Origin of the sequence: Arthrobacter sp. H20 (genome assembly GCF_000520515.1) — a bacterium.
Classification (GTDB): domain Bacteria; phylum Actinomycetota; class Actinomycetes; order Actinomycetales; family Micrococcaceae; genus Arthrobacter_D.
Genome location: NZ_KI914724.1, coordinates 27,599 through 53,615 on the forward strand (window position 1 = coordinate 27,599; position 26,017 = coordinate 53,615).

General features: G+C 63.0%; 28 protein-coding genes and 1 pseudogene. 16 read left to right on the forward strand and 13 right to left on the reverse strand.

Annotated features, from left to right (window positions below; all coding sequences use genetic code 11):
- The 3 genes and pseudogenes from Y703_RS21490 to tkt all read right to left on the reverse strand — a co-directional run.
- Window positions 1-378: pseudogene (locus tag Y703_RS21490) on the reverse strand (glucose-6-phosphate isomerase); the annotation flags it as partial.
- A gap of 4 nt (window positions 379-382) precedes the next feature.
- Window positions 383-1,495 carry a transaldolase gene (gene tal, locus Y703_RS0107935; RefSeq protein WP_026552286.1) on the reverse strand — a complete coding sequence of 371 codons (1,113 nt, stop codon included), beginning with the start codon at window positions 1,493-1,495 and terminating at the stop codon, window positions 383-385.
- Window positions 1,496-1,521: 26 nt separating this feature from the next.
- Window positions 1,522-3,702, reverse strand: coding sequence for a transketolase (gene tkt, locus Y703_RS0107940; protein ID WP_026552287.1), 2,181 nt, complete (start codon window positions 3,700-3,702; stop codon window positions 1,522-1,524).
- Between the two features lie 345 nt (window positions 3,703-4,047).
- On the opposite strand from tkt, the gene Y703_RS0107945 reads away from it, so the two are divergent.
- Both Y703_RS0107945 and Y703_RS0107950 read left to right on the forward strand, forming a co-directional pair.
- Window positions 4,048-4,992: a heme o synthase gene (locus tag Y703_RS0107945; RefSeq protein WP_026552288.1), complete on the forward strand. Its 945-nt coding sequence runs from the start codon at window positions 4,048-4,050 to the stop codon at window positions 4,990-4,992.
- Between the two features lie 90 nt (window positions 4,993-5,082).
- Complete coding sequence (locus Y703_RS0107950) at window positions 5,083-5,988, forward strand: dihydrodipicolinate synthase family protein (protein ID WP_035764255.1); 906 nt, start codon at window positions 5,083-5,085, stop codon at window positions 5,986-5,988.
- Here Y703_RS0107950 and Y703_RS0107955 read toward each other — a convergent pair.
- Genes Y703_RS0107955 through Y703_RS0107965 form a run of 3 tightly spaced genes read right to left on the reverse strand, consistent with a single transcriptional unit; the run spans window position 5,972 to window position 8,669 of the window.
- Window positions 5,972-6,973 (reverse strand): COX15/CtaA family protein, encoded by a 1,002-nt coding sequence (locus Y703_RS0107955; protein WP_026552290.1) that lies wholly within the window; start codon window positions 6,971-6,973, stop codon window positions 5,972-5,974. The two genes, Y703_RS0107950 and Y703_RS0107955, sit on opposite strands and share 17 nt — an antisense overlap.
- A 5-nt stretch (window positions 6,974-6,978) precedes the next feature.
- Window positions 6,979-7,722 (reverse strand): ABC transporter permease, encoded by a 744-nt coding sequence (locus tag Y703_RS0107960; RefSeq protein WP_026552291.1) that lies wholly within the window; start codon window positions 7,720-7,722, stop codon window positions 6,979-6,981.
- Window positions 7,719-8,669: an ABC transporter ATP-binding protein gene (locus tag Y703_RS0107965; RefSeq protein ID WP_026552292.1), complete on the reverse strand. Its 951-nt coding sequence runs from the start codon at window positions 8,667-8,669 to the stop codon at window positions 7,719-7,721. The genes Y703_RS0107960 and Y703_RS0107965 overlap by 4 nt, the downstream gene beginning before the upstream one ends.
- Before the next feature lie 229 nt (window positions 8,670-8,898).
- Here Y703_RS0107965 and Y703_RS0107970 point away from each other — a divergent pair, with 229 nt between their 5' ends.
- From Y703_RS0107970 to Y703_RS0107995, 6 genes are all read left to right on the forward strand, one after another.
- Window positions 8,899-9,693 carry a helix-turn-helix transcriptional regulator gene (locus Y703_RS0107970; protein ID WP_035764273.1) on the forward strand — a complete coding sequence of 265 codons (795 nt, stop codon included), beginning with the start codon at window positions 8,899-8,901 and terminating at the stop codon, window positions 9,691-9,693.
- A complete protein-coding gene (sufB, locus tag Y703_RS0107975) occupies window positions 9,690-11,165 on the forward strand; it encodes a Fe-S cluster assembly protein SufB (protein WP_026552294.1) in 1,476 nt (491 codons plus the stop codon). Before Y703_RS0107970 ends, sufB begins: the two co-directional genes overlap by 4 nt.
- A gap of 2 nt (window positions 11,166-11,167) precedes the next feature.
- Window positions 11,168-12,433 (forward strand): Fe-S cluster assembly protein SufD, encoded by a 1,266-nt coding sequence (gene sufD, locus Y703_RS0107980; protein WP_026552295.1) that lies wholly within the window; start codon window positions 11,168-11,170, stop codon window positions 12,431-12,433.
- A complete protein-coding gene (locus Y703_RS0107985) occupies window positions 12,433-12,792 on the forward strand; it encodes a non-heme iron oxygenase ferredoxin subunit (RefSeq protein WP_026552296.1) in 360 nt (119 codons plus the stop codon). The genes sufD and Y703_RS0107985 overlap by 1 nt, the downstream gene beginning before the upstream one ends.
- An 81-nt stretch (window positions 12,793-12,873) precedes the next feature.
- Window positions 12,874-13,662, forward strand: a complete 789-nt coding sequence (sufC, locus tag Y703_RS0107990) for a Fe-S cluster assembly ATPase SufC (protein ID WP_026552297.1) — start codon at window positions 12,874-12,876, stop codon at window positions 13,660-13,662.
- Window positions 13,663-13,693: 31 nt separating this feature from the next.
- On the forward strand, window positions 13,694-14,023 hold the full coding sequence (locus tag Y703_RS0107995; RefSeq protein WP_026552298.1) for a metal-sulfur cluster assembly factor: 330 nt from the start codon (window positions 13,694-13,696) through the stop codon (window positions 14,021-14,023).
- 76 nt (window positions 14,024-14,099) lie between these two features.
- Here Y703_RS0107995 and Y703_RS0108000 read toward each other — a convergent pair whose 3' ends face one another.
- Genes Y703_RS0108000 through Y703_RS0108010 form a run of 3 tightly spaced genes read right to left on the reverse strand, consistent with a single transcriptional unit; the run spans window position 14,100 to window position 16,133 of the window.
- The gene (locus Y703_RS0108000) at window positions 14,100-14,747 is read right to left on the reverse strand and encodes an energy-coupling factor transporter transmembrane component T family protein (protein ID WP_026552299.1); all 648 of its coding nucleotides are present in this window, start codon (window positions 14,745-14,747) and stop codon (window positions 14,100-14,102) included.
- Window positions 14,744-15,463: an energy-coupling factor ABC transporter ATP-binding protein gene (locus tag Y703_RS0108005; RefSeq protein ID WP_026552300.1), complete on the reverse strand. Its 720-nt coding sequence runs from the start codon at window positions 15,461-15,463 to the stop codon at window positions 14,744-14,746. Before Y703_RS0108005 ends, Y703_RS0108000 begins: the two co-directional genes overlap by 4 nt.
- A gap of 22 nt (window positions 15,464-15,485) precedes the next feature.
- Complete coding sequence (locus Y703_RS0108010) at window positions 15,486-16,133, reverse strand: biotin transporter BioY (RefSeq protein WP_035764258.1); 648 nt, start codon at window positions 16,131-16,133, stop codon at window positions 15,486-15,488.
- Window positions 16,134-16,284: 151 nt separating this feature from the next.
- Between Y703_RS0108010 and Y703_RS0108015 the strand changes: the two genes are divergently transcribed.
- Window positions 16,285-17,883 (forward strand): ABC-F family ATP-binding cassette domain-containing protein, encoded by a 1,599-nt coding sequence (locus Y703_RS0108015; RefSeq protein WP_026552302.1) that lies wholly within the window; start codon window positions 16,285-16,287, stop codon window positions 17,881-17,883.
- Here the strand turns inward: Y703_RS0108015 and Y703_RS0108020 are convergent.
- The 3 genes from Y703_RS0108020 to Y703_RS18655 are packed head-to-tail and all read right to left on the reverse strand — an operon-like array spanning window position 17,880 to window position 19,402.
- On the reverse strand, window positions 17,880-18,716 hold the full coding sequence (locus Y703_RS0108020; protein ID WP_026552303.1) for an SURF1 family cytochrome oxidase biogenesis protein: 837 nt from the start codon (window positions 18,714-18,716) through the stop codon (window positions 17,880-17,882). The genes Y703_RS0108015 and Y703_RS0108020 overlap by 4 nt on opposite strands.
- Complete coding sequence (locus Y703_RS0108025) at window positions 18,717-19,016, reverse strand: hypothetical protein (RefSeq protein WP_026552304.1); 300 nt, start codon at window positions 19,014-19,016, stop codon at window positions 18,717-18,719.
- A complete protein-coding gene (locus tag Y703_RS18655; RefSeq protein ID WP_035764260.1) occupies window positions 19,013-19,402 on the reverse strand; it encodes a DUF3099 domain-containing protein in 390 nt (129 codons plus the stop codon). Before Y703_RS18655 ends, Y703_RS0108025 begins: the two co-directional genes overlap by 4 nt.
- Before the next feature lie 153 nt (window positions 19,403-19,555).
- On the opposite strand from Y703_RS18655, the gene Y703_RS0108035 reads away from it, so the two are divergent.
- Together Y703_RS0108035 and Y703_RS0108040 are read left to right on the forward strand one after the other, a co-directional pair.
- Entirely contained in the window at window positions 19,556-20,275 is a 720-nt protein-coding gene (locus Y703_RS0108035; protein ID WP_026552305.1) for a beta-ketoacyl-ACP reductase, read from the forward strand.
- An 81-nt stretch (window positions 20,276-20,356) separates the two neighbouring features.
- Window positions 20,357-21,100: an SDR family oxidoreductase gene (locus Y703_RS0108040; protein ID WP_026552306.1), complete on the forward strand. Its 744-nt coding sequence runs from the start codon at window positions 20,357-20,359 to the stop codon at window positions 21,098-21,100.
- 84 nt (window positions 21,101-21,184) lie between these two features.
- Here the strand turns inward: Y703_RS0108040 and serB are convergent, their stop codons facing one another.
- Window positions 21,185-22,069: a phosphoserine phosphatase SerB gene (gene serB, locus Y703_RS0108045; RefSeq protein ID WP_026552307.1), complete on the reverse strand. Its 885-nt coding sequence runs from the start codon at window positions 22,067-22,069 to the stop codon at window positions 21,185-21,187.
- A gap of 198 nt (window positions 22,070-22,267) precedes the next feature.
- Between serB and Y703_RS0108050 the strand changes: the two genes are divergently transcribed.
- From Y703_RS0108050 to Y703_RS18660, 5 genes are all read left to right on the forward strand, one after another.
- Entirely contained in the window at window positions 22,268-23,059 is a 792-nt protein-coding gene (locus Y703_RS0108050) for an ABC transporter ATP-binding protein (RefSeq protein ID WP_026552308.1), read from the forward strand.
- Between the two features lie 18 nt (window positions 23,060-23,077).
- Complete coding sequence (locus Y703_RS0108055) at window positions 23,078-23,857, forward strand: sulfite exporter TauE/SafE family protein (RefSeq protein WP_026552309.1); 780 nt, start codon at window positions 23,078-23,080, stop codon at window positions 23,855-23,857.
- Window positions 23,854-24,660 (forward strand): TrmH family RNA methyltransferase, encoded by an 807-nt coding sequence (locus Y703_RS0108060; RefSeq protein WP_026552310.1) that lies wholly within the window; start codon window positions 23,854-23,856, stop codon window positions 24,658-24,660. Before Y703_RS0108055 ends, Y703_RS0108060 begins: the two co-directional genes overlap by 4 nt.
- Before the next feature lie 137 nt (window positions 24,661-24,797).
- The gene (locus Y703_RS0108065) at window positions 24,798-25,052 is read left to right on the forward strand and encodes a type B 50S ribosomal protein L31 (RefSeq protein ID WP_026552311.1); all 255 of its coding nucleotides are present in this window, start codon (window positions 24,798-24,800) and stop codon (window positions 25,050-25,052) included.
- 102 nt (window positions 25,053-25,154) lie between these two features.
- Window positions 25,155-26,017 (forward strand): lipoate-protein ligase small subunit (locus Y703_RS18660; RefSeq protein WP_051427401.1); only part of this gene is annotated, 863 nt, incomplete at its 3' end.

Below are 26,017 nucleotides of genomic sequence, written 5' to 3' on the forward strand. Positions count from 1 at the left end.
CGCCAGCCGGTCGTCAACGGCTCGGCGAACCTGGTCCGGGTCAGTGGAATCGAGCACTGTCAGCTCGACGCCGGCGGCCCGGGTGATCACCTCGGGTGCCAGTGACGAGCCGCCCATACCGCAGAGGACAATCCGGTTGATGCCCTCGCCCCGCAGGGTAGTCAGCAGTTCCGTGATACTCGGGACGAGGCTACGGGAGGCGTCGATCAGGTCAACCCAGCCCAGCCGGACCGCTGATTCCGCCTCGGCGTCGTGACCCCACAGGGTGGGGTCCTTGGCCATCAGCCGTGAAGCCACCCGGTCCTCAACGAGAGTACCGGTGACACGGTCGATGGCTTCCAGGGCGGCGCCAGCCGCCGCGAGCGTCATGGAACTCATGCTGTTATCCCCTTGCCGTATCCAGTGCTGTCTGAACTGTCTCGAGGAGTTCGTTCCAGCTCGCCACGAACTTGTCCAGACCTTCCACCTCCAACTGTTCAACCACTTCCAGGTAGGAGATGCCAATATTGTCCAAGCCGTTGAGGACCGAGTTGGCGTCGTCGTACGCCGCGGAGATCGTGTCTCCGGTGATGACTCCATGGTCGGCTGTGGCCTCGAGGGTCTTTTCAGGCATGGTGTTGACCACGCCCGGTGCTACCAGCTCGGTGACGTAGAGGGTGTCGGGCAGCGTGGGATCCTTGACACCGGTGGATGCCCACAGTGGGCGTTGACGCCTGGCGCCTGCGGCAGCAAGGACCTGCCACCGCTCGGTTTCGAAGAGTTCCTCGTATACCTCGTAGGCCAGTCGGGCATTGGCCAGACCGGCCTTGCTCTTCAGCGCTGACGCCTCGTCGGTTCCGATGGCGTCCAGACGCTTGTCGATCTCACTGTCAACACGGGAGACGAAGAAGGAGGCCACTGAGTGGATGGTCGAGAGGTCGTGTCCGTTCTCCTTGGCCTGCTCGATGCCCAGCATGAACGCGTTGATGACTGCCCGGTAGCGCTCCAGCGAGAAGATGAGCGTGACATTCACACTGATTCCCCCAGCGATGGTCGCGGCAATTGCCTCAAGACCCTCAACAGTGGCAGGGATCTTGATCAACACGTTTGAGCGCTGCACTTTGGCATGAAGTCGTTTCGCCTCGGCGATGGTGCCCTCGGTGTCCCTGGACAGCCGGGGGTCGACCTCGATCGAGACTCGGCCGTCCACACCGTCGGTGCTCTTCGCGAGGGCGGCGAAGATGTCGCAGGCTTGGGCCACGTCGTGGGTGGTGATGTCGAAGACTGCGTCGTTGACCGGGATGCTGGCGGCAGCCAGGGCCTCGACCTGGGTGGCATAGGACTCACCCTGCTGCAACGCGGCAGCGAAGATGCTGGGGTTGGTTGTGACGCCGACAACGTTACGCTCTTCGATCAGGTGCTTGAAGGCACCAGAGTTGATGCGCTCTCGGGAAAGGTCATCGAGCCAGATGGAAACGCCTGCAGCAGAGAGGTCTGCCGTGGGTGTTGAAGTCATAGTGGAGCTCCTTGAATTGTCGACTATTACTGCTGGTCGCCGGTTTTGGATGCTGCGGAGCCGGACCAGGCCGGCGTGCCGTTCGGTGCCCGGTGGTCACCGGCAACGGCAATGGATTCGCGGGCCGCCTGGACGACAGCGTCGGCGGTGATGCCGAACTCGGTGAACAGGGTCTGGTAATCGGCCGATGCACCAAAGTGCTCCAGGGACACTGACCTGCCGGCGTCGCCAATGAGTTCGCGCCAGCCCAGCGCCACTCCGGCCTCTACCGAGACCCTCGCCGTGATGGTGCCCGGAAGCACCGACTCGCGGTACGCCTCGTCCTGCCTGTTGAACCACTCAAGGCTTGGCATGGAGACGACGCGCGCTGCAATGCCCTCAGCCTGAAGCGTGGTGCGTGCCTCGACAGCCAGTTGAACCTCCGAGCCGGTACCGATCAGAATCACATCGGGCGTGCCACCGGCGGCTTCGGCCAGCACATAGGCACCCTTTGCGGTGCCTTCCGCCGATCCGAAGGTCTCGCCGTCGGCTGCACCCGCGCCACGCTCGTAGGTCGGAATGTTCTGCCGGGTGAGGACTAGTCCCGCAGGGTTCCCGGTGTTCTCGAGGATGGTGCGCCAGGCAATGGCTACCTCGTTGGCGTCACCGGGGCGGACGACGTCGAGACCCGGGATCGCGCGGAGCGCAGCCAACTGTTCCACCGGCTGGTGGGTGGGGCCGTCCTCGCCGAGGCCGATTGAGTCGTGCGTCCAGACGTAGATGGACGGCACTCCCATCAGCGCGCCGAGCCGGACGGCTGGCCGCTGGTAGTCGCTGAAAATCAGGAAGGTGCCGGAGAACGCCCGCGTGCTGCTGTGCATGACAATGCCGTTGACGATCGCGGCTGCCGCATGCTCACGGATACCGAAGTGCAGAACCCGCCCGTAGGGGTTGCCCTGCCAGGCATCGGTCTGTTTTCCTTCGGGAATAAACGACGGCGATCCCTCAATCGTGGTGTTGTTCGATTCAGCGAGGTCGGCCGAGCCGCCCCACAGTTCGGGGAGGACCGGGCCAATCGCTGCGAGGACTTTACCTGACGCTGCCCGCGTGGACAGGTCCTTGCCGGCGTCGAAGGTTGGAAGGCTGTCTTCCCAGTTGTCGGGAAGGGTCCGCGAGGCGATCCGATCCAGGAGTTTGGCGTTGTCGGGGTTGGTCTGCTCCCAGGCCCCGAAGGACTCCTCCCAGTCAGCGCGTAAGGCCTGCCCGCGGTTGGTTACCTGCCGCGCGTGGTCAAGGACCTCGGGTGCGACGTCGAAATCCTTGGCCGGGTCGAAGCCGAGGGCCTCCTTCAGCGCTGCCACCTCATCGGTGCCGAGGGCTGAACCGTGGATCTTGCCGGTGTTCTGCTTGGTCGGTGCTGGCCAGCCAATGATGGTTCGCAGCGACACGATCGATGGCTTGGAGGTCTCGGCCCGGGCAGCGGTCAGCGCGCTGTACAGTTCCTCGATGTCTTCGACGTACTCGCCGGTCTTGGTCCAGTCGACGCGCTGCACATGCCAGCCGTACGCCTCATAGCGACCCAGTACATTCTCGGTGAACGCAATGTCGGTGTCGTCCTCGATGGAGATGTGGTTCTCGTCATAGAGCACCACCAGGTTTCCGAGCTCCTGGTGCCCCGCCAGCGAGGACGCCTCAGCCGTGACGCCCTCCTGGAGGTCGCCGTCGGAAGCGATCGCCCAGATGGTGTGGTCGAACGGACTGTCGCCGGCGGCCGTGTCAGGATCCATCATGCCTCGCATGCGGCGCTGCGCGAACGCGAAGCCAACCGCCGAGGCCAGGCCCTGGCCGAGCGGCCCCGTAGTGATTTCGACGCCGGCGGTATGCCGGTACTCAGGGTGCCCGGGCGTCTTCGAACCCCAGGTCCGCAGCGACTGTAGGTCTTCGAGTTCCAGACCGTACCCTGAGAGGAAAAGCTGAATGTAAAGAGTCAGGGAAGTGTGACCCGGCGAAAGCACGAAGCGGTCCCGACCGGTCCACTCCGGCTGGGAGGGGTCGTGCCGGATGAGTTTCTGGAATAGCAAATAGGCGGCGGGCGCCAGACTCATCGCTGTGCCGGGGTGGCCGTTTCCTACCTTCTCCACTGCGTCAGCTGCCAACACCCGGACGGTATCGACCGCACGGTCGTCCAGTTCGCTCCAGGTAAATTCTTCCGTATCAAACTGCGGCACGAAACCTCAGCCCCTCTCTGTGCTCCACGGCCAGCGCCGCGGCGCCCTGTGGGACTGGCGATTGCCGTCTTTGCGCACCGGTTCAGCTGGCCGTTCACCGTGGTAAATCCTGCATTCTGGCTACCCAAACCCTGTAGCCGCTGATTTAACGGCGGAAACGGGCTGGGGCTTACGATCAACCCTATCCCTTTGGGCTGTATTTCAAATCCATTGTCCCCATCGTGACGTGGAGAGTCACCTGCCCGCGTCGTCGAGAAATAGTTCTACGCGCTGTAAAACCAGGGAGGGGCGGGACGGTATGATGAGAGAGGACTTTCCCCCCAGCAGAAACGGCAGTGTTACCTCGTGAAGACCGAGCAGGATCCGGGCCTTGCCAGTACAACGGGCACCAGGACGGGTTTCAAACGCAAGGCCAAGGCTTATCTCGCACTCACCAAGCCTCGGGTCATTGAGCTGCTGCTGGTCACCACCCTCCCAACAATGATTTTTGCCCAGGGCGGGCTGCCGGGAGTGTGGCTGATTATTTCAACCATGGTGGGTGGCGCCCTTGCAGCCGGCAGCGCCGGCTCTTTCAACTGCTACATCGACCGGGACATCGACAAGGTGATGCACCGGACCGAAAAGCGCCCCCTCGTCACCGGCGAAGTGTCCCCTCGCGAGGCGCTGATCTTCTCCTGGGTGCTCGGTATCGCTGCGATTGCCGTGCTGTGGTTTGGCGCCAACCCGTTGGCCGCTGGCCTTGGCGTGGCAGCTATTTTCTTCTATGTGGTGGTCTACTCGCTGATCCTCAAGCGCCGCACGGCGCAGAACATCGTCTGGGGCGGCGTGGCCGGGTGCATGCCAGTCCTCATCGCTTGGGCAGCGGTGACCAACACCATCGAGTGGCCCGCCGTCGTACTCTTCCTCATCATCTTCCTGTGGACGCCACCGCACTATTGGCCGCTGTCGATGAAGTACAGCGACGACTACAACGCGGCCAACGTGCCGATGCTGGGCGCGATCGCCGGTGCACGGGTGGTATCGGTCCAGGTGGTCCTCTACGCCTGGGCCACGGTCGCATGCTCCCTGCTGCTCATCCCCGTGGGTGGCGCGGGCTGGGTCTTCGCCGTTGCAGCCGTTGCCGCTGGCATCTGGTTCCTGTCGGAAACCCATAAGCTGCACAGCTCAGCGGTCCGCGGCACGGTCACTGACAAAGGCTCGATGAAGGTTTTCCACGGCTCGATCAGCTACCTCACAGTAGTATTCCTGGCGCTGGCCATCGATCCGTTCATCGGCGGCCCGGTCTTCTAGCGTCCCGCCGCGGGCCCAGTCGGCCGGGTGTGGTTCCGCTGGGCAGCGCTCGGTCGAGGCCCACCGCAAAGCTAGGGCTAGCATGAGGACATGGTGTTCAACGGTCTTATCGCGTATCCGGTCACGCCCTTCCACGAGAACGGCGACATCAACTACTCCGAGCTGTCCTCCCTCGTAACCTCACTGGCTTCATCGGGAGTCGACACGATTGCGGTTCTCGGCTCCTCGGGCAGTTTCGCCTATCTCACCGCTGCTGAACGATCGCGGGTCGCTGCAACGGCCGTCGACGCTGCCAGCCAATCGGGGGCTACAGTCCCCGTGGTGGTCGGCATCAGCTCGGTCGGCACGCGGGAAGTGCTCGACGCCGCCCGGGACGCTGAACGCGCGGGTGCCGCTGGCGTGGTGCTGTCACCGGTCTCCTATGTGCCGTTGAACAACGACGAGGTGGCGGGACAGACTGCGGCCGTCTGCGATGTCACATCACTGCCCATCTGTCTTTATAACAACCCCGGCACCACCCAGTTCCACTACGACCTGGAGCTGGTTGCTGAACTTCTGGACCTGCGCAATGTGCAGGCGTTCAAGGACACCGCAGCGGATGTGTTGGCATTCCGGCAGCGCTATGACAAGTTGCGGTCACTGACTGACCAGCCGTTTAGCCACGGACTCAGTGGGGACTTGCTGATCGCCTCGGGGGAGGTGGCTGCCGATGCATGGCATAGCGGGCCCGCAGCACTGCTACCCAAGGCCTATACCGAGTTCCGGTCGGCGGTGTTGATCGGGAACGCTGCCCGGATCGATGAATCGCGGCGGCTCCTACTCCCCGTGGTGCAGGCGGTCCTTCGGCTCCGGAAACTGAGCGGACTCCACTCCCTGGCGAAGGCCTGTGGCGTGGATGCCGGGGAGCCACGACTGCCAGTGCTCCCGGTTCCGGGGAGCGAGCAGCGCGACCTCGCCCGACTGATCGACGCGCTTGAGGTTACCGGCCGTTTCTGAGACCGGCTGGCTGGTGGATGGCCCCCGATGCCTCCTGGCGTGCCGTCGCTTCTTCCTTCCGGCTGGTCGCGAGATACAAGCTGTTCGCCATGGCCGCCGTCAGGAGCGACGCCCCGAGCATGTGCAGGGCGACCAATGCGACGGGAAGGTGCAGGAAATGCTGGAGGTAGCCTACGGCGCCCTGGGAAAGGACCACTGCCGCGAGGATCACCACCGACTTCCTGAGTCGTTTGGCTGCTGATCCGCTGTACACCAGTACCAGGGCAACAGCGACAGTGAGTACCAGCAGGTAAACGGGCGCCGCGTGGATCCGGGTCATCAGATCCGGATCCAGGTTGTTCCGGGCCGCACCAGCATCGCCGGCATGGGGACCCGAACCGGTGACTACCACTCCCAGCATCACGGTGATGGTAGTCAGCACAGACGCGGCGATCAGTATCTGACGCAGCAGTCGCGATCCCAGCGGCGCAGCGGAAGTCGCTGCCTGTTCTGTGCTGAGCCTTGCCCGGTTGACCAGCACAGTCGCCAGGACAATCAGGACCATCGACACGATGAAGTGCCAGCCGACCACCCAGGGGTTGAGCTGGGTCAGCACTGTGATGCCACCCAGAATGGCCTGGGCCGGGATGCCGGCTGCGAGGGCGATCGCGAGCCGGAAGAGGTCCTTCCGCTCCTTGCGGAGGTTCCAGAGGGACACCAGCATGGCGATGGCGATCGCTGTCAGGACGAAGGTGAGCAGCCGGTTCCCGAACTCGATCACGCCGTGGATGCCCATCTCGGGCGTGTTGACGATTGAAGTGGCGGTGCAGCGGGGCCATTCGGGGCATCCCAGCCCTGAGGCGGTGAGCCGGACTGCTCCGCCGGTGATCACGATCATGATCTGGGAGACCAGTGATGCCAAGGCCAGTCCTCGGACCAGCCGCGAGTTGGTGTGGGGCAGCTTCGCGGTGAACCGGCGCCAGCCGGTGGGTGAAGGGTGTGTCATGTTGGCTAACTCCATTTGAACCAGCGGATGGCAGCGAGGCTGGACAGCACAGCCCACGCCGTCAGGATCAGGAATGCGGCAAGATCGAATGCCCCGTCAATGAGGGCCGACCGAAGTCCATCGCCCAGCGCTGCGGAGGGCAGGATGTCAACGAACGGGCGGATGGCGTCCGGAAGGAGCGTGCCCGGAAGCACTATTCCACCGGCGACCGCCAGGAGGATCCAGAAGAGGTTAGTTACGGCGAGAGTGGCTTCGGGGCGTAGCGTTCCAGCCACAAGCAGTCCAAGGGCGGTGAACGCTGCGGCGCCGACCACCAGCTGCACCAGGCCGGGTAGCAGTCCCGCGGGATCTGGACGCCAGCCCAGCAGAGAGGCGGCCGTGCCAATAACGACCAGTTGCACTGCCAGCACGACGACAACTGCGAGAGCCTTGCCGAGGATCAGCCCTGGTTTGCCCAGGGGAGTGGTGGACAGGAAGCGCAGCACTCCGTAGCGGCGGTCAAAGCCAGTGGCGATTCCCTGGCCGGTGAAGGCGGTGGACATGACGCAGAGCGCTATGATGCCGGGAGTTGCCGCATCGACCCGGCTGCCCGCCAGCCCGTCGAGGAACGGCGTCAGGACCAGCACCACCAGGCCCAGGAGCGGCAGGGCAATAGCCAGCACTAGTTGCTCGCCGTTCCGCAGCATGGTCAGCGCCTCATAGCGGCCCTGCAGGAGGATCCGTTTGGCCAGGGGTGCTGCGGTACTCATCGAATCTCCCGTCCGGAGATGTCCAGAAACACGTCCTCAAGGGAACGCGGCTCCATGGTGATGGACGTGGGCAGAATTCCGGCTTCTTCCCACCACCGCGCCAGTGCCGACAAATCGGCCGGGGTGAAGCAGCCAGCCACCGAATAGTGGCCCGGCTCGGCTTCGCGCAGCGCGAAGTCGGGGAACGCGGCAGCTGGCAAATCAAGACTCGGGGCAGCGTGAAAGCGAAGATCGCGGTAGGTGTCGCCGGCGTCGTCGGCTGTCAGCGCGGCGACCGTGCCGTGGGTCACTGTTCGTCCGGCGTCGAGAATGTAGACGTAGTCGGCGAGCTTCTGAGCGTCGTCGAGCAGGTGGGTCGTGAGGATGATTGCCAGTCCTTCAGCGCGTAGTTCGCGGATCAGGTCGAAGACAATGGTGCGCGACTGGGGATCCAGCCCAGCGCTCGGTTCGTCAAGAAACAGGACCTCGGGGTTGCCGATGAGGGCGCTTGCCAGGGCGAGCCGCTGTTTCTGACCGCCTGAAAGCCGGCGGATTGCCGTAGTGGCATAGGAGTTAATCCCCAGCCTGCTGGCGAGTTCGGCGACCGGGCGCGGTGACGCATACATTGCAGCCACATGGTTCAGGAGCGCCAATGGTCGTGCCGACGGCGGCAGCCCACCGTCCTGCAACATCACGCCGACCCTGCTGCGCAGCTCAGCGCCAGCGTTGAACGGGTTCTCTCCGAGCAGCCTGACCGTCCCACTATCGGCACGCTGCAGACCTTGCGCACACTCGAGGGTGGTGGTCTTGCCGGCACCGTTGGCCCCGAGCAGGGCGGTCACCTGACCCGGGTAGGCTCGAAGGTGGACGCCGTCGAGCACCCTCACCATCTTGCCGTCGAGTGAGGAAACGGGTCCAAAGTCCTTGATGAGCGCGGTGACTACCAGCGCGGGAGAGGAGTTTGGCACTCACCTATTCTACGGCATGTAGTAACTGGCGATCACCTGCCGGGTAGCCTCGCCTTACTGGAAGTAGGGAACAGATTAGGACATACTTGTGTTATCTATTCTGTTGGCATTGAACTATGCAGCGGATCCCGGAGGAGGCGACATGAGCCAGTCATACCCAGTCAACACCTTCCAGGGTGGCTCGCGCCCGGTTGGTGTCACTGCCGGCTCGTCACCGGAGACCATCGGGATGCCGGTCGCCCAGTCTCAGGGCGGCGCCCGCCCGGTCGAGCCGATTCGGCCAGCCGACGTTGAGGACCGGACCCGGAGCAAGGTCCTGGCTGCCGTCCTGGAGCATGGCCCGGTCAGCGCCGCGGAGCTTGGTGATCGCCTCGGCTTCACCCCCGCAGCGGTCCGACGCCATCTGGATGCCCTGTCCCGCAAGCAGCTGATTGAAGTCAAGCTCGTCGGTAACCCGTCATCGGGTGCAGGTCGGCCCGCTCGCCGGTATGTTCTGAGCCGCCGGGGCCAGACGGAACTGGGCACCGATTACCTGTCAATTGCCAAGGCCGCTCTGGCCCAGCTGCAGGAGGTGGCGGGTCCTGATGCTGTGGAACAGTTTGCCCGCACCCGGTTTGCGGAGATGGAAACCCGGTATCGTCCCCTCGTTGAGGCGGCCGGCCCGGACGTTGAAGACCGCGCCAAAGCATTGGCCAGCGCCCTCACCACCGACGGTTTTGTGGGGTCCACCACAGTGGTGGGCCGGAACGCCCCCAACGCTGCCATGCTGGCAGTTCAGTTGTGCCAGGGGCACTGCCCGGTGCAGGAGCTGGCTTCCGAATTCCCCTCGTTCTGCGACCAGGAGACTGAAGTGTTCTCCCGGCTGCTCGGCGTCGATGTGCGGCGGCTTTCGACGCTAGCCCGCGGCGGCCACGTCTGCACCACCCACATTCCTGTGGGCCGGGTAACCCCGGTCCCCGCCGGAGCTGACACCTCCGGGACAGAACCGACCGTATCCATCCATCAGCAAGAAAGGCCGAGATGACGGATCAAGTAGACCAGAAGACAATGGCTGAGGCACCCGTGCCGGAAGCCGTAATCAGCGACATCCTGGAGCGTAATCCTGAGCTCGAAGGCATCGGTAACTATGCTTTCGGCTGGTCCGACAAGAACGACGTCGGCGCCAACGCCCGTCGAGGACTCAGCGAAGAAGTTGTGCGTGATATCTCGGCGAAGAAAGACGAGCCCGAGTGGATGCTTGACCTGCGGCTGAAGGGTCTCAAGTACTTTGACCGTAAGCCGATGCCAGCTTGGGGAGCAGATCTCTCCGGCATCGACTTCGACAACATCAAGTACTTTGTGCGTTCCACCGAAAAGCAGGCGGGTACCTGGGAAGAACTTCCCGATGACATCAAGAACACCTATGAGAAGCTCGGCATCCCGGAAGCTGAGCGTAACCGCCTGGTTTCCGGCGTGGCGGCGCAGTACGAATCCGAGGTGGTCTACCACCAGATCAACGAGGAGCTTGAGCGTCAGGGTGTCATTTTCATGGACACCGACACCGCGCTGAAGGAACACCCCGAGTTCTTCGAGGAATACTTCGGCTCCATCATCCCGGTGGGCGACAATAAGTTTGCCTCATTGAACACGGCTGTCTGGTCCGGCGGCTCATTCGTCTATGTGCCCCCCGGCGTGCACGTGGAAATCCCGTTGCAAGCGTACTTCCGGATCAACACGGAGAATATGGGGCAGTTCGAGCGCACCCTCATCATTGCCGATGAGGGCTCCTACGTGCACTACATCGAAGGCTGCACCGCCCCGATCTACACGTCCGACTCCCTGCACTCAGCGGTTGTCGAGATTGTGGTGAAGAAGGACGCGCGCGTCCGCTACACCACCATCCAGAACTGGTCGAACAACGTGTACAACCTGGTGACCAAGCGGGCCATCGCCCACGAGGGTGCCACGATGGAGTGGGTCGACGGCAACATCGGTTCCAAGGTCACCATGAAGTACCCGGCGGTTTACCTGGTCGGGGAGCACGCCAAGGGCGAGACCTTGTCCATCGCCTTCGCCGGCGAGGGTCAGCACCAGGACACCGGTTCGAAGATGGTTCATATCGCGCCGAATACGAAATCCTCAATCATCTCCAAGTCGGTGGCCCGGGGCGGTGGACGCGCTGCCTACCGTGGCCTGGTGCAGGTCCGCGAGGGCGCCACCCATTCCGCAAACACGGTGCGGTGCGACGCGCTGCTGGTGGACACCATCTCACGGTCTGACACGTACCCGTACGTGGACATCCGTGAGGACGACGTCACGATGGGCCACGAGGCAACAGTGTCGCGTGTCAGCGAGGAACAGCTGTTCTACCTGATGTCCCGAGGCATGCCAGAGGACGAGGCAATGGCCATGATCGTGCGTGGGTTCATCGAACCAATCGCCCGTGAACTCCCGATGGAGTATGCCCTCGAATTGAACCGCCTGATCGAACTCCAGATGGAAGGGGCAGTAGGCTGATAATGGCTGAAGCTACCCAATTAGACTCACCAGCGTCCGAAGAGAAAATTGCTATCGACGGCTTCACCGAAGAAGGGGAGAACCTGTCCCCGTTCAACGAGGGCACAGTCCAGCACGGCGCCAAGAAGCATAGTCATGGCGACGCGCCGGTCATCCCTGAGGCTTCCCGCGGTGAGCGGCTCAAGTCCTACAAGCTTGACGATTTCGCGCCACTGAATGGCCGGGAAGAGGATTGGCGGTTCACCCCGCTCAAGCGCCTCCGCGGCCTGCATAACCAGCCGTTGACCGGAGCAGGACCCGCAGTTGAGGTCACCGGTGCCGCAAACATCCAGGTCGAAACCGTTGGTCGAGATGACTGGCGCATCGGTTCCGCAGCCATCCCCGATGACCGGGTCTCGGCTGCTGCCTGGGAAGCGTTCGCCGAGGCCACAGTTGTCACCATCCCGGCGGAGACAATCGCCGACGGCGATGTCCACATCAGCATCAACGGCGTCGATGAAGCTCCTGCGGCACAGCACCTCATCATCACCGCCGAACGGTTTTCGAAGGCAGTAGTTGTCCTTGACCACCACGGCAAGACGACCCTTGCGCAGAATGTCGAGATCGTCGTCGGCGACGGCGCTGAACTCACCGTAGTGAGCGTTCAGGAATGGGACGACGACGCCGTCCACACCTCAACGCAGCAGGCCAGGATCGGGCGGAACGCGAAATTCAAGCACGTTGTGGTGAGTCTGGGTGGTGACCTGGTCCGGATGACGCCGTCGTCCCTGTTCACGGGACCGGGCTCCGAGGTCGAAATGTACGGGCTGTACTTCGCCGATGCGGGTCAGCACCTCGAACAGCGCCTGTTGGTCGACCACGCTGTCCCGAACTGCAAATCCCGTGTCACCTACAAGGGCGCGCTGCAGGGCCAGGACGCCCACACGGTCTGGGTGGGCGATGTACTGATCCGCAAGGAGGCAGAGGGGACCGACACGTACGAGACGAACCGTAACCTGCTGCTCACCGACGGCACCCGCTCGGACTCGGTACCCAACCTCGAGATTGAGACCGGTCTTATTGCTGGAGCTGGCCACGCCAGTGCCACTGGCCGGTTCGACGACGAGCACCTGTTCTACCTGATGGCCCGCGGCATCGATGAGAAGACTGCCCGCCGTCTGGTGGTCAGGGGTTTCCTCAACGAGGTCATCCAGCAGATCAAGGTGCCAGCTCTTGAAGAGCGACTCACCGACGCCGTCGAGCGGGAACTTGCGGCAGGAAATATCTGATGGCTGACGCACCGAAGGGCGAGCTGGTCTGCAATGTCAACGACATTGAGGTCCGTCAGGCCCTGCGCATCCTGATCGACGACTACCCGGTTGCTGTGGTCAAGGACTCTGAGGGCGCCATTCATGCGCTCGGAGACACCTGCTCACACGCAGACATTTCCCTGACCGAGGGCGACGTCGAGGGCTGTGTCATTGAATGCTGGGGCCACGGATCGCAGTTTGATCTGCGCAGCGGAGCTCCGCTGCAGCTCCCAGCCTACGAACCCGTCCCCGTGTTTGCCCTGGAAATCCACGGCGACGAGGTCTACGTAGACATCACCACAGTCACCAACGGTGCCGCCGTCCCGGACCTCGGCTAACCAACCCACAACACTTTCGACTACCTAGCTCGAACATATACTGCACTCCCTGCCCCGGCAGGGCGCGAAGGAGAACCACAGATGTCCACACTTGAAATCACTGACCTCCACGTCAGCATCGAGACGGAACAGGGCGCCAGGAAGCAGATCCTCAAAGGCGTGAGCCTGACGATCAACACCGGCGAGTCGCACGCCATCATGGGGCCCAACGGGTCCGGCAAGTCGACCCTCGCCTCGACCATCGCCGGTCACCCCCGGTACCTCGTTGACAGCGGATCCATCACCCTTGACGGTGAGGATGTCCTCGACATGAGCGTCGACGAGCGCGCGCGCGCCGGCCTGTTTCTGGCCATGCAGTATCCGGTCGAGGTGCCCGGCGTCACGATGACCAACTTCCTGCGGACCGCGAAGACGGCTTTGGACGGGAAGGCCCCAAGCCTTCGTCACTGGACCAAAGATGTCAAGGAAGCGATGTCGCAGCTGCGCATCGATGCCGATTTCGCGCAGCGCAACGTCAACGAGGGCTTCTCCGGTGGCGAGAAGAAGCGGGTTGAGATTCTTCAGCTCGAGCTGTTCAAACCCCGGTTCGCCATCCTCGATGAGACCGACTCGGGTCTCGACGTTGATGCGCTGAAGGTCGTATCGGAGGGAGTGAATCGCGAGCATAACAAGGGCGGCATGGGAACCGTGTTGATTACCCACTACACGCGTATCCTCCGATACATCAAGCCTGACTTTGTCCACGTGTTTGTCGACGGCAGGATCGCCGAGCAGGGCGGCCCTGAGCTTGCTGACCGCCTCGAGGCAGAGGGCTATGATCGCTTCCTGACCAACTCCCCGGCTCCCGCTGGTTCTCCAGCAGGCGCCTAGGCTCGGTATTACTTCGAGAAGGTAGAGAACAATGAGTGAAGTGAATGCGGCACAGACCGCACTTGAGGACGTCGAGGAAGCCCTCAAAGACGTGATTGACCCCGAACTGGGCGTCAACATCGTCGACCTTGGGCTCCTCTATGGCATCAAGTACGCCGACGACGGCGCCCTCCTGATCGACATGACGCTGACAACCGCGGCCTGCCCGCTGACCGACGTCATCGAAGAGCAGGTCGGGCAGTCACTGGATGGTGTCGTCGACGACTGGCGCCTGAACTGGGTGTGGATGCCACCATGGGGGCCTGAAAAGATCACCGACGACGGCCGCGACCAGATGCGGGCCCTCGGGTTCAACATCTAGGACCCTCCGCTGCAGAAACCGGCAGCCGCGCTAGCTATAACTAGTGCGGCTGCCGGTTTTAGTAGCGATGGTCGCTTTATGAGGCGCTGGGTGGGCCCGGTTCGCGCGGCTCACCCAGCCCGCGGGCGGCAAGTGCCTCACCGGTCTGATGGGCGTAGGCGACGGCACCGATCACTACCGGAATGACCAGGGCCCGCGGGCTGCGTTCCAGTCCCCGCGCCCTCGCGGCGTCCCGCACATCGGCTACCGAGCCGACCAGATAGGGAAGGCTTCGGGTCATCAGCGCTAGAGTCAGTCCGAAACGTTCTGGATCTGCCCCGAGCCGACGAAACGGGACGGCGAGGGCCACCAGGCCGTCCAGAAGCAGCTGCCCCTCGGTGGTCAGCGTGAGCAGCCGGGCAGCCAGCAGACAGACAGTGATGTTCCCCACCAGCTGCAGAGCCGGTTCGGGCCCGTTGACGATCACCTGGTACCCGCCGAGGATGACCAGCATGGGCCAGACGGGAGCCAGCGGCCGCCAGAGGTGAATGGGTTTGAGCCTGGCGCCGACCAGGTAGCCAGCGGCCGTTACCGTCAGGGCTCCGGCAGTGAGAACCGGCGTGTTGACCAGCAGCACGCTGGTCGACAGCACCAGTACCGTAAGACCTTTCAGCCACAGGGGGAGACGGTGGAGTGGTGACGTCCCCTCCACATAGGTACCCAGCAGGCTCGCGTGTCCCCTCATCGGTGGTCTCCACCGGGTAGCTTATCGGGGTCGAGATGCAGGCTGCGATACCTGGCAATCGCCTGCTGGGGATCGCCGTCGAAGACGAGCCTCCCGGAGTCGATGACCAGCACCCGGTCGCTATCCGTTGCGAACTCAAGATCATGGGTGGTGAAGACGACCTGCTGGTCGAGCGTGCGGAACAGGCTGCGAACACGGCGCTCGTTGCGGAGGTCGAGCAATGTGGTGGGCTCATCGGCCACCAGAATGTCCGGGTTTACTGCGAGCACCGTGGCCAGCGCCATCAACTGCCGTTCCCCGCCGGAAAGGTCATAGATGCTTTGATCGGCCAGGGGCGCAAGACCGAACCGTTCGAGGACACTGATCGCTGCTGCCCGCCGGTCGGCGGGGCGCCGAACCCGGGCACGAAGGGACAGCTCAACATCCTCCCGACCCGTGGGCATCACCAGTTGCGACAGGGGATCAGTGAACACAAACCCGACCCGCTGCCTGACTGCGCGGCCAGCGTTGACTGTGTTCAGACCCTCGACCACTACCCGACCGGCTGTCGGTGTGATCAAGCCGTTGATGAGCTTGAGCAGGGTGGACTTGCCTGATCCGTTAGCGCCGATCACCGCAATCCTGCGTTCGGCGAGGGTGAGGGTGACCGGCTCCAGGATCTGGCGTTGGCGAACCGGTCCGTCGACGCTGACCGCGGCGCCCTCGAACACGATCATCGCCGGAGCCCGCTTCGGTAGCTCAGTTGGACTGCTCGGCGGCTGGGCGGCGTCCACCAATCAGCCGGGGGAACGCCCGGTGCACGCTGAGCCCGATCGCCGCTGCCACGAGGTTCTTCACCACGTCACCCGGCAGGTAGATCACATCAGCGAGGGCTGCTGCCACGAAGTCCAGCTTGCCGTTGATCATCAGCCCGGCGATCCCCAGTGGGTGGATCACCAGGAGGCTAGCGGTCATGCAGGCTGCAAACAGCGCTGCATACCGGAACCGGCGGACCCGTCCCAGGACAAGCCGGGCGAGGAACCCTGCGACTAGCGCAGCGAAAGGAAACGCGAGGAGGTAACCGGCAGACGGGCCGGCAAGCACCCCTACGCCACCGGAGAAACCACTGAAGATCGGCAAACCGGCCAAACCGACCGCCACATACAGGGCAACTGCAGCGAACCCTCGGCCTGGGCCCAGCACAATTCCAGTCACCATCACCGCAAGAGTTTGCAGGGTCAGGGGCACCCCGAGCGGGCCGGCAGGGATAGCGGGTAGGATTGCAAGTGCGGCCACCAAGGCCGCGAAGACCGCGATCAGCGAAAGATCCGTGGCATTCCAGCGGCGCCTGGCGTGAGTGGGAGTATCCACAGCGGCGGCCGCAGGAACCTGATTCTTCAGACGCATGGTGGCTCCTCCTGTTAGTTATCGACAACAGCGTGCCGTCACTTACTGAGATTAGTGCCCCCGGTTCGAATTTCGCTTGTAGGTTTCCTACAAATTTAGGTATCCAGCACAATCCGATGATGCGGAACCGTTCCATTGAAAGGCCACGTAATTGATTACCGTCTCGAACTTAGAGCTGCGCGCGGGAGCGCGCCTGCTTATGGATGCGGTGTCATTCCGTGTTGACCAAGGGGACAAGATTGGGCTGGTAGGCCGCAACGGCGCCGGGAAGACCACCCTGACCCGCGTTCTCGCCGGGGAGGGCCTCCCTGCCGGTGGCTCAGTCAGCCGGAAGGGTGAGATCGGGTACCTGCCCCAGGACCCGCGGACACCGAACATGGAGCAGCTTGCCCGGGACCGGATCCTCTCGGCCCGAAACCTCGACGTCGTCGTCACCAAGCTTCGCGCTGCCCAGGAAGACATGGCCAGCGAGATCCCGTCAGTCCGGGACAAGGCCATGGCGCGTTACGACCGGATCGAAGCCGAGTTCCTGGCTCACGGCGGGTATGCGGCCGAAGCCGAGGCAGCAGCTATCTCCTCCAACCTGGCCCTGCCGGACCGTATCCTGAACCAGCCGCTCTCGACCCTCTCGGGCGGCCAACGCCGACGCGTTGAGCTGGCCCGCATCCTGTACTCGGGTGCCGAGACAATGCTCCTCGATGAGCCAACCAACCACCTCGACGCGGACTCGATTACCTGGCTGCGTGAATTCCTGAGGAACCACCAGGGTGGGTTGATCGTGATCAGCCACGATGTGGACCTCCTTGAAGCCACTGTCAACAAGGTGTTCCATCTGGACGCCAACCGCGCCACCATTGACATCTACAACATCGGCTGGAAGCGGTACCTGCAGCAGCGGGAGACCGATGAGCGCGCCCGAAAGCGTGAGCGTGCGAACACTGAGAAGAAGGCCCAGGTCTTGATGGATCAGGCGAACAAGATGCGCGCCAAGGCCACCAAGGCAGTCGCCGCGCAGAACATGGCGAAACGGGCGGAACGGCTCCTCGGCGGGCTCGAGGCCGTCCGGGCACAGGACCGCGTTGCGGCGCTCCGGTTCCCTGAACCGTCCCCGTGCGGCAAGACCCCGATGACTGCAGAGGGGCTCAGCAAGTCCTACGGTTCGTTGGAGATCTTCACCGATGTTGACCTCGCCATTGACCGGGGGTCGAAAGTGGTGATCCTTGGATTGAACGGTGCTGGCAAGACCACTTTGCTCCGGATGCTTGCCGGCGTCGACGAGCCTGACACGGGCGAGGTGATTCCAGGGCACGGTCTTAAAGTGGGCTACTACGCCCAGGAGCACGAAACGCTCGACACGGGACGGACTGTGCTGGAAAACATGCGCTCTTCGGCACCGGACATGAATGATGCTGAAGTTCGCGGGGTTCTTGGGTCCTTTCTGTTTACCGGTGACGACGTCGACAAACCCGCCGGTGTGCTTTCCGGCGGCGAGAAGACACGGTTGGCCCTGGCCACCATTGTCGCCTCGTCAGCCAACGTGCTGCTCCTCGACGAACCGACCAACAACCTTGACCCCGCGAGCCGCGCCGAGATTCTTGACGCACTCCGTAACTACAGCGGAGCAGTCGTCCTGGTCAGCCACGATGAGGGAGCAGTTGAGGCGCTCAACCCCGAGCGGGTAGTGCTCCTGCCTGACGGCGTCGAGGATCTGTGGAGCGACGACTACCTTGACCTGGTGACCATGGCCTAGTAGCCGCGGGCGTCGAGGAAAGCGTCCTCTTCTTCCTCGGCGGTCGGGCGGCGGTGCCGTCGAACCGGTGTCGCCAGCACCGTGCCGTTCGCTTCGGCGGTCTCCTCCTCGTCGGTGCGCTGCTGTTGCCGCGCGGCGTAGCCGAAGCCGACAAAGAGCAAGCCACCGAAGGCAAACCACTGCATCGAGTAGGACAGGTGCGGTCCGGAATCAAGATACGGCCGAGGAAAGATCTGTGGTGAAGTCGCTGGTGCCGGGTTTTCGGCTGACATCAGCCCATAGGCGCCCGTTTGCACCTCGTAGCCGGCTACTTCTTCGTAGCGGGGGAGGTCAATCGACGCGATCTGCCCGTCAGGGGCGCCCCGGTCAAGCTGGGGTTCACCGGGTTTGATCCGGGCCGTTACAGTCACTTCGCCTTCGGGAGGTTGGGGGAAGGCATCGGGGCGGCCCGCCTCATTATTGCCAATAGGCAACCAACCGCGGTTGATAATCACCGCCGATCCGTCGGCCAGCTGCAGCGGAACCAGCACTTCATAGCCGGGGCGTCCGCTGAAGGGCCGGTTGCGTACCACCAGCTGGTTGGCCGTGTCATAGGTCCCGGTCAGTTCGATCGGCAGCCATTCCTCGGCGGGGTTGAAGGTCCTGAAATCTACTGTTCCCTCCGAGTAGCGAATCGGTGGCCTGTCGTAGTTCGCTTCGATCCGTTCAATCGTGGCTGCCAGTTGGTCGCGGCGGTCCAACTGCCACATCCCGAGGGCACTGCACGCGCCAGCGAGCAGGACAACGAGTGCCAGCCAGCCAAGCCAGCGGGGAGAGAAAAGAAAACGATACATCTAGGCGGATTCCACCGGGACCGTGTCTGTGTCCTCAGTCGCCGGACTGTCCAGGGGAAGGGTTTCTTTCCACAGTCCTCGGGTCTGCAGGTAGTCTTCCAGCCAGTCGCGGTGCTCACCACAGGCAACCCATACTTTGCGGCGGTCAGGGGTGTGGAGCTTTGGGTTGTTCCACAACAGCTGCCAGGCTGCAGGCAAGCGGCACGCCTTACGTGAACAGACAGCTGGTTGGCGCCCAGCTTCCTTCTCCGTCTGATGGGAGCCAGCGTCGGTCTGCTGCAACTGGTCGAGAAGGTTCATGCGCTGGGGCGTTCCTTGTCATGGTCGAAGGTGTCGTCAATAATTTCGCCTTGCAGCACATCGTCAGCAGACTCTGGCGAAACTGCTGGCATGGGCTCGAGCTCCGGGACCGGCACATGATCGATCAAGGATTGGCTGTGCGGAAGGTCGCTGGTATCGGACCCCCCGTTGGCGAAGATCACAGCGAAATACGGTAAGACCACCGCCCCAGCAATCACTACCCACTGCAGCCAGCCCTCCACGAAGAACACCAGGACAATGCACACGAGACGGATACCCATCGAAATGGAATACTTAATCATCCGCCCACGTATCTCATCGCTGTGAGCGTTTCGTGCATCAGTAATATTGTGAATATCAGCGCCGTGCCGGATCTGCTTGCTCATCACACTCCAAGGGACCCTTCTATTGTCTCACCCAAGACCGTAGTTGTTAAAAGCCCGAAACCCTTCAAAGGTTCCCTGCCGGCATTCTTGCAGTTCAGCAGGTCCCCGCTAGGATCGGCAAGGATAGTTGAAGCAATCATTCTGGAGGAACTCGTGGCAGAGGCCGAGCAGGGACGCAGTGTTTTGGTAACCGGAGGCAACCGCGGCATCGGGTTGGCGATCGCGCGGGCATTTGTCGAGAACGGCGACCGGGTGGCAATCACCTACCGCAGCGGGGACGTTCCCGACGGTCTTCTCGGGGTGAAAGCCGATGTGACAAGCGAAGATCAGGTCGACGCCGCGTTCACCGCTGTGGAAGAGGCCCACGGCCCCGTCGAGGTGCTGGTAGCCAATGCCGGGATGACCCGCGATACGCTGCTCATGCGGATGAGCGAGTCAGACTTCACCGATGTTATTGACACCAACCTTACCGGGGCGTTCCGGGTCATCAAGCGGGCATCGAAGTCAATGATTCGTCTCCGCAAGGGCCGCGTGGTTCTGATTTCCTCCGTGACAGGGCTTTACGGAGCGCCCGGCCAGATCAACTACTCGGCGTCCAAGGCTGGCCTGATCGGCATCGCCAGGTCGCTCACGCGCGAGCTCGGATCCCGAGGAATTACCGCCAACGTGGTGGCACCAGGATTCATCAACACCGATATGACCGCCGAACTACCTGAAGACACCCGTAAAAACTACCTAGCTACCATTCCAGCTCGACGCTTCGCTGAGCCGACCGAAGTAGCTAACGTGGTGCGGTGGATAGCCAGCGACGAGGCCGCGTACATTTCAGGCGCGGTCATCCCGGTCGACGGCGGACTGGGCATGGGTCACTAAGCACAAGTTCGCGGCCCGCCCTACCGGCTTCACTCAACAGCTTTTATCAACAGAATTCATCGACTCAGAGGAGTACCCCAAATGGCCGCGCTGGATGGCACAACCGCAATCGTCACCGGATCATCACGTGGAATAGGGGCTGATGTCGCAAAACTGCTCGCCGACCAAGGCGCCGCCGTCGTCGTCAATTACCGCCAGAAGGCTCCCCGGGCCGCGAAGGTAGTGGCGGGGATTGAGGCTGCGGGGGGCAGGGCTGTTGCAGTCGGCGCCGATCTGACAACGGCGGCGGGATCCGCCGCGCTGATCCACGCGGCGGTGGACACCTTCGGTGGTCTTGGACTGCTGGTTCTCAACGCCTCTGGCGGGATGGAATCGGGGGTCGAGGAAGACTACGCACTGAAGCTGAATCGCGACGCGCAGGTCAACATGCTGCAGGCGGCGATCGAGGTTATGCCGGCGGGCTCCCGCGTGGTGTTCATCACCAGCCACCAGGCCCACTTCATCAAGACTGTTCCCACCATGGAAGCCTATGAGGCTGTAGCCCGCAGCAAGCGCGCCGGCGAGGACGCCCTCCGCGAACTCCTCCCCGAACTGGAAGCCAAGGGCATCACCCTGGTAGTCGTCTCCGGCGACATGATCGAAGGGACTGTGACAGCCACGCTGCTGGACCGGGCCACTCCCGGTGCAATCGAAGCGCGGCGTCAGCAAGCGGGCCGCCTCTACTCGGTGGCTGAGTTTGCCGCGGAGATCGCCGCGATGGCTACGGCGGATGTCCCCAGCGGGCACACCGAATACGTGGGCGGCTACGAGTACTTCACGAAGTAGGTCATCGAGTCAACACCCCCATCGAGTCAACAGATATGACGGGTTGTCCACCAAAAACCTGTCATATCTGTTGACTCGGTGGGGTTAGTGCCTGCTGAAATGCTTCACCACGTCCAGAAATGGGAGCTCGACCGACACGTCGGCGGCTTCGCGCACCGCGGGTTTCGCGTTGAACGCCACCCCCAGCCCGGCCGCGCCCAGCATGTCGAGGTCATTGGCACCGTCCCCGACGGCGATCGTCCGGTTCATCGGCACACCAGCCTCGGCCGCCCAGCACCGCAGGTAACGCGCCTTGGCCGCGCGGTCCACCACCGGCCCCACCACTTCGCCCGTCAAGTGGCAGTCGTCGCTGATCCCCAATAGATTGGCCTCCGCATAGGTGAGCTTCAGCTGGGCGGCGAGCGGGTCCAGTAGCTGGGCGAAACCACCGGAGACGGCCGCGACTGCATGACCTGCCGCCAGATAACCGCACACCAGATCCTCGGCTCCGTCGCTGAGCTCAATCGTGGCCCCCACCTCGGCGAGGACGCCGACCGGCAGTCCCTTCAGGACCGCCACCCGCGATCGAAGGCTCTGGGTGAAGTCAATCTCGCCGCGCATCGCTGCCTCGGTAACTGCGGCCACCTCAGCCTCCCTGCCGGCATGGGCAGCAAGTAGCTCAATGACCTCCTGGCGGATCAGTGTGGAGTCCACATCCATGATGAGGAGCTTCCGACCTTCGCTCAACAGCGGGGGAGGGACTACCGCGCACCCCATGCCGTTCCCCAGATGGGACTGCACTGCGCTCCGGAGATCGGCCGCGCTGCCGCTGAATGACACAGTCAACGTGGACGCCTGGTAGCGGGAGTCTCCGGCGTTCTCCAGCTCTGTGATCCGGGCGCCTGCATCCTGGACCGAACCCTGGATAGCTATCAGGAAGTCGTCGGTAAGCTCCACACCGTAACTGACCACACCGAATTCCCCTGCCATATTCCTCTTCTTCCGCATTCAGCTCATACCGGAGCGCGGTCTGCGCCCCACCAGCCATTATGGTCGGACACCGAGGGGGCCCAGAAATTGGTCCAGGATGACGGCGTGGCCCGTTCGAGCGTTCACTGAGTAATCAGGGATCCGATCGACCGGCGTCGTTTAGCGTTTGGCACCGTAATTGGCCTAATGTCTAGTGCTATGAGTGATGTTCTTGAGTTAGCTGGGGTAAGCCTTGTCCGCGGCGGAAAGACGCTGTTGGACAGTGTGGACTGGCAGGTCAAGGACGGCGAACGCTGGGTGATTATGGGCCCCAATGGTGCGGGCAAGACCACCCTGCTGCAGGTTGCTGGCGCCCGGATTCACCCCACCAAGGGGATTGCCGGGATTCTCGACGAAGTGTTGGGCGCCGTGGACGTCTTCGAATTGCGTCCCCGCATCGGTCTCGCTTCGGCGGCCCTAGCCTCCCAGATTCCCGACCACGAGACAGTGCTCAACGTGGTTATCACCGCTTCCTACGGGGTGACCGGGCGGTGGCGCGAAGAGTACGAAAAGCAGGACGCCCGCCGCGCATTTGCCCTCCTCGACGCATGGGGCATGTCAACATTCATGAACCGTCCGTTCTCGTCGCTGAGCGAAGGCGAACGCAAACGGGTGCAGATTGCCCGCGCCCTGATGACCGATCCCGAGCTGTTGCTTCTCGACGAGCCTGGTGCCGGCCTTGATTTAGCCGGGCGTGAAGACCTCATCATCCGCCTCGCTGCCCTGGCACAGGACGAGGAGGCGCCAGTGATGGTCCTGGTAACCCATCACCTGGAAGAGGTACCGCCAGGATTCACGCACGCCATGCTCATGCGCGACGGCGGGGTCGTTGCGTCCGGCCCGATCGAGACCGTCTTCACCGAGGAGCACCTCAGTGCTGCCTTTGACGTGGCCCTCGACGTCCGCCAGCAGGACGGCCGTTACACGGCTGTCGCCCGCGCCCGCGCCTAGCGGTCGGCACACCTGCTGATGGAATTGCTGCAGGGCGCCCTCATCTTTGTCGCCGGCCTCTGGGCCGGTGCCATCAACTCGGTGGTCGGCTCCGGCACCCTCGTCACCTTCCCGGTCTTGCTGGCACTGGGTTTCGCCCCGGTCACCGCTACGATCAGCAACGCGATGGGTCTGATCGCTGGCGGCATATCAGGCACGTGGGGGTACCGACACGAACTCGCCGGTCTCCGCTCGACAATTCTGAGACTTCTTCCCGCTTCAATTCTGGGCGGTATCACCGGTGCAGCGCTGCTCCTGAACCTCCCAGAGCAGGTGTTCGAGTTCGCTGCTCCAGGCCTGATCGTCGTCGCCCTGGGGTTCGTGATCTTCCAGCCGGCACTGCAGCGCAGAGTCCTGCTCCGGGCCGAACGGAGGGATTCCACCGGGTCCCATCCCGCCGGGCTGACTGTCCTGGTGTACCTCGCCGGGGTTTACGGTGGGTATTTCGTGGCCGCGCAGGGGATTCTCCTGGTGGGAATACTTGGCATCTTCCTGCACGGGACAATCCAGCACGCCACAGCTGTGAAGAACCTGCTGGTGTTGGCAGTCAATGTGGTAGCCGGCATCTCCTACATGCTGTTCGCTTTTGACCGTATCAACTGGTGGGTAGTCTTGATCATCGCCGTCAGTTCACTGATCGGCGGGTTCCTCGGAGCACTCGTCGGGCGCAGATTGCGACCAGTGGTGCTGCGCACAGTCATCGTGTCGCTCGGTCTCATCGCCCTCTACATCATGGTCGCGCGGCTGGTCACCGGATGAGCATCGAGCGCCTGACCGATCCTGCCGATCCCCGGGTGTCGGACTACACCTCCCTCACCGACACCCAGCTCCGACGACGGCGGGAACCCGCCGAGGGGCTCTACATCGCCGAGAGCACCAAAGTGCTCAGACGGGCGGTCGACGCCGGCCACACCCCACGGTCCTTTTTCCTCACAGACAAGTGGCTACCGGACCTGCAGGATCTGCTGGACCGATTCCCTGCTGTCCCGGCGTACCTCGGGACCGAACAGATCCTCGAACAGATCACCGGTTTCCACCTGCACCGTGGTGCGCTTGCGGCAATGGATCGACCCCACCCGCTCGCCCTCTCCAATGTGCTGGAGGGCGCCCACCGGATCGCTGTCCTTGAGGACATCGTCGATCACACCAACCTGGGCGCGATTTTCCGGTCGGCGGCGGCGTTGGGCGTAGATGCGGTGCTGATTAGTCCGCGGTGCGCAGACCCGCTCTACCGGCGATCGATCCGGGTCAGCATGGGAGCTGTCTTTCAGGTGCCGTGGGTGAGACTGACCGAGTGGCCAACCCAGCTCGTTGACCTGCGGGAGGCCGGCTTTCTGGTCGCCGGGCTGGCGCTGGGGGAGACGTCGGTGACCCTTGACGAGCTCAGCGCTGCCCGCCACGTCCGGCTCGCACTAGTGCTCGGCACCGAGGGTGAGGGCCTCACCCAACCAACGCTTGAGCTCGCCGATCACAGCGTGCGGATCCCAATGCTGGCAGGGGTTGACTCGCTCAACGTGGCGGCCGCAAGCGCCGTCGCGTTCTGGGAGTGTCGCAGCCGATAGGTGAGCACCCGCAGGTTTCGGCGCTTTGGCCCCGATGGCGACCTGTGCGGTAGAGTAGATAGCTGGCCCCCGGGCCAACCAACTTTTCCAACCCCCTTGTGCCTGGCCAAATCCAGGCAACTAACGAAGGTAACACTGTGAAGTCTGATATCCACCCCAAGTACTCAAAAGTTGTCTTCCGCGACCTGGCGTCCGAGAAGTCATTCCTGACCCGGTCCACTGTGACCTCCAAAAAGACCATCGAGTGGGAAGACGGCAACACCTACCCACTGGTCGAGGTTGAAATCTCCTCTGAATCGCACCCTTTCTACACCGGCAAGCAGCGGATCATGGACTCCGCTGGCCGCGTGGAGCGCTTCAACGCCCGCTTCAAAGGCTTCGGCAAGAAGTAACGCCGACGGCAGCCTACGCTGCCGAATGGGCCTGGACCGCGTTGCTGGTCCGGGCCCATTTCTCGTTCACCACAGTTACACCCGGTTACAGGAGCGCACCAGATGACTGACCTGCCACCCGCTGGACCACTGCACGGCGAATACAAAGTGCAAGGCGGCAAGCTGGTCGCCGCTGACTTCGAGGTGAAGAACGGGGCGCTGACCGGGGTCTCAATCAACGGCGATTTCTTCCTCGAACCGGACGAGGCGCTCGGCGACATCAATAGCGCGTTGGAAGGTCTCCCTGCTCACACGACCCACAGGGAGCTGGCCGCAGCAGTCACCAAGGGGTTGGATCCCGCAGCGCAACTGTTCGGCTTTTCTCCGGAGGCGGTGGCCACGGCAGTCCGGCGCGCCCTGGGGCTGGCTACCGGGTGGGCTGACCACGAGTGGGACATTATCGGGCCCACTCCGCTGTCCAGTGAGATGCACGTGGCGATGGACGAGGTGCTGACCCGGGAAGTTGGGGCCGGGCAGCGCAACCCCACCCTCAGGTTCTGGGAATGGGAATCGCCGTCGGTGGTGATAGGGAGCTTCCAGTCGATGCGCAACGAGGTTGACCCGGACGGCGTGCAGCGGCACGGGGTAACAGTGGTCCGCAGGATCAGCGGCGGCGGCGCCATGTTCATGGAGCACGGCAATGCGATCACCTATTCCCTATATCTACCGCAGACGCTGGTGGACACGCTGAGCTTCGCCGAATCGTACCCGTTCCTCGACGCCTGGGTGATGAATGCCCTTCGGACCCTCGGTATCGAGGCCTGGTATCAACCGCTCAACGACATTGCCACCGACGTCGGGAAGATCGGCGGAGCTGCGCAGAAGCGGCTCAGCAACGGCGGAATGCTGCACCACGTGACCATGTCCTACGACATCGACGTCGATAAAATGGTCCAGGTGCTGCGCATCGGTAAGGAAAAGCTCGC

Excerpts from the sequence above, each read along its gene's own strand:
- tal (WP_026552286.1), bottom strand. The coding sequence starts at position 1,495 with ATGACTTCAACACCCACGGCAGACCTCTCTGCTGCAGGCGTTTCCATC.
- Y703_RS0107950 (WP_035764255.1), top strand. The coding sequence starts at position 5,083 with ATGGTGTTCAACGGTCTTATCGCGTATCCGGTCACGCCCTTCCACGAG.
- Y703_RS0107955 (WP_026552290.1), bottom strand. The coding sequence starts at position 6,973 with ATGACACACCCTTCACCCACCGGCTGGCGCCGGTTCACCGCGAAGCTG.
- Y703_RS0107960 (WP_026552291.1), bottom strand. The coding sequence starts at position 7,722 with ATGAGTACCGCAGCACCCCTGGCCAAACGGATCCTCCTGCAGGGCCGC.
- Y703_RS0107970 (WP_035764273.1), top strand. The coding sequence starts at position 8,899 with ATGCCGGTCGCCCAGTCTCAGGGCGGCGCCCGCCCGGTCGAGCCGATT.
- sufB (WP_026552294.1), top strand. The coding sequence starts at position 9,690 with ATGACGGATCAAGTAGACCAGAAGACAATGGCTGAGGCACCCGTGCCG.
- sufD (WP_026552295.1), top strand. The coding sequence starts at position 11,168 with ATGGCTGAAGCTACCCAATTAGACTCACCAGCGTCCGAAGAGAAAATT.
- Y703_RS0107985 (WP_026552296.1), top strand. The coding sequence starts at position 12,433 with ATGGCTGACGCACCGAAGGGCGAGCTGGTCTGCAATGTCAACGACATT.
- sufC (WP_026552297.1), top strand. The coding sequence starts at position 12,874 with ATGTCCACACTTGAAATCACTGACCTCCACGTCAGCATCGAGACGGAA.
- Y703_RS0107995 (WP_026552298.1), top strand. The coding sequence starts at position 13,694 with ATGAGTGAAGTGAATGCGGCACAGACCGCACTTGAGGACGTCGAGGAA.
- Y703_RS0108000 (WP_026552299.1), bottom strand. The coding sequence starts at position 14,747 with ATGAGGGGACACGCGAGCCTGCTGGGTACCTATGTGGAGGGGACGTCA.
- Y703_RS0108005 (WP_026552300.1), bottom strand. The coding sequence starts at position 15,463 with ATGATCGTGTTCGAGGGCGCCGCGGTCAGCGTCGACGGACCGGTTCGC.
- Y703_RS0108010 (WP_035764258.1), bottom strand. The coding sequence starts at position 16,133 with ATGCGTCTGAAGAATCAGGTTCCTGCGGCCGCCGCTGTGGATACTCCC.
- Y703_RS0108020 (WP_026552303.1), bottom strand. The coding sequence starts at position 18,716 with ATGTATCGTTTTCTTTTCTCTCCCCGCTGGCTTGGCTGGCTGGCACTC.
- Y703_RS0108025 (WP_026552304.1), bottom strand. The coding sequence starts at position 19,016 with ATGAACCTTCTCGACCAGTTGCAGCAGACCGACGCTGGCTCCCATCAG.
- Y703_RS18655 (WP_035764260.1), bottom strand. The coding sequence starts at position 19,402 with ATGAGCAAGCAGATCCGGCACGGCGCTGATATTCACAATATTACTGAT.
- Y703_RS0108040 (WP_026552306.1), top strand. The coding sequence starts at position 20,357 with ATGGCCGCGCTGGATGGCACAACCGCAATCGTCACCGGATCATCACGT.
- serB (WP_026552307.1), bottom strand. The coding sequence starts at position 22,069 with ATGGCAGGGGAATTCGGTGTGGTCAGTTACGGTGTGGAGCTTACCGAC.
- Y703_RS0108050 (WP_026552308.1), top strand. The coding sequence starts at position 22,268 with ATGAGTGATGTTCTTGAGTTAGCTGGGGTAAGCCTTGTCCGCGGCGGA.
- Y703_RS0108055 (WP_026552309.1), top strand. The coding sequence starts at position 23,078 with ATGGAATTGCTGCAGGGCGCCCTCATCTTTGTCGCCGGCCTCTGGGCC.
- Y703_RS0108060 (WP_026552310.1), top strand. The coding sequence starts at position 23,854 with ATGAGCATCGAGCGCCTGACCGATCCTGCCGATCCCCGGGTGTCGGAC.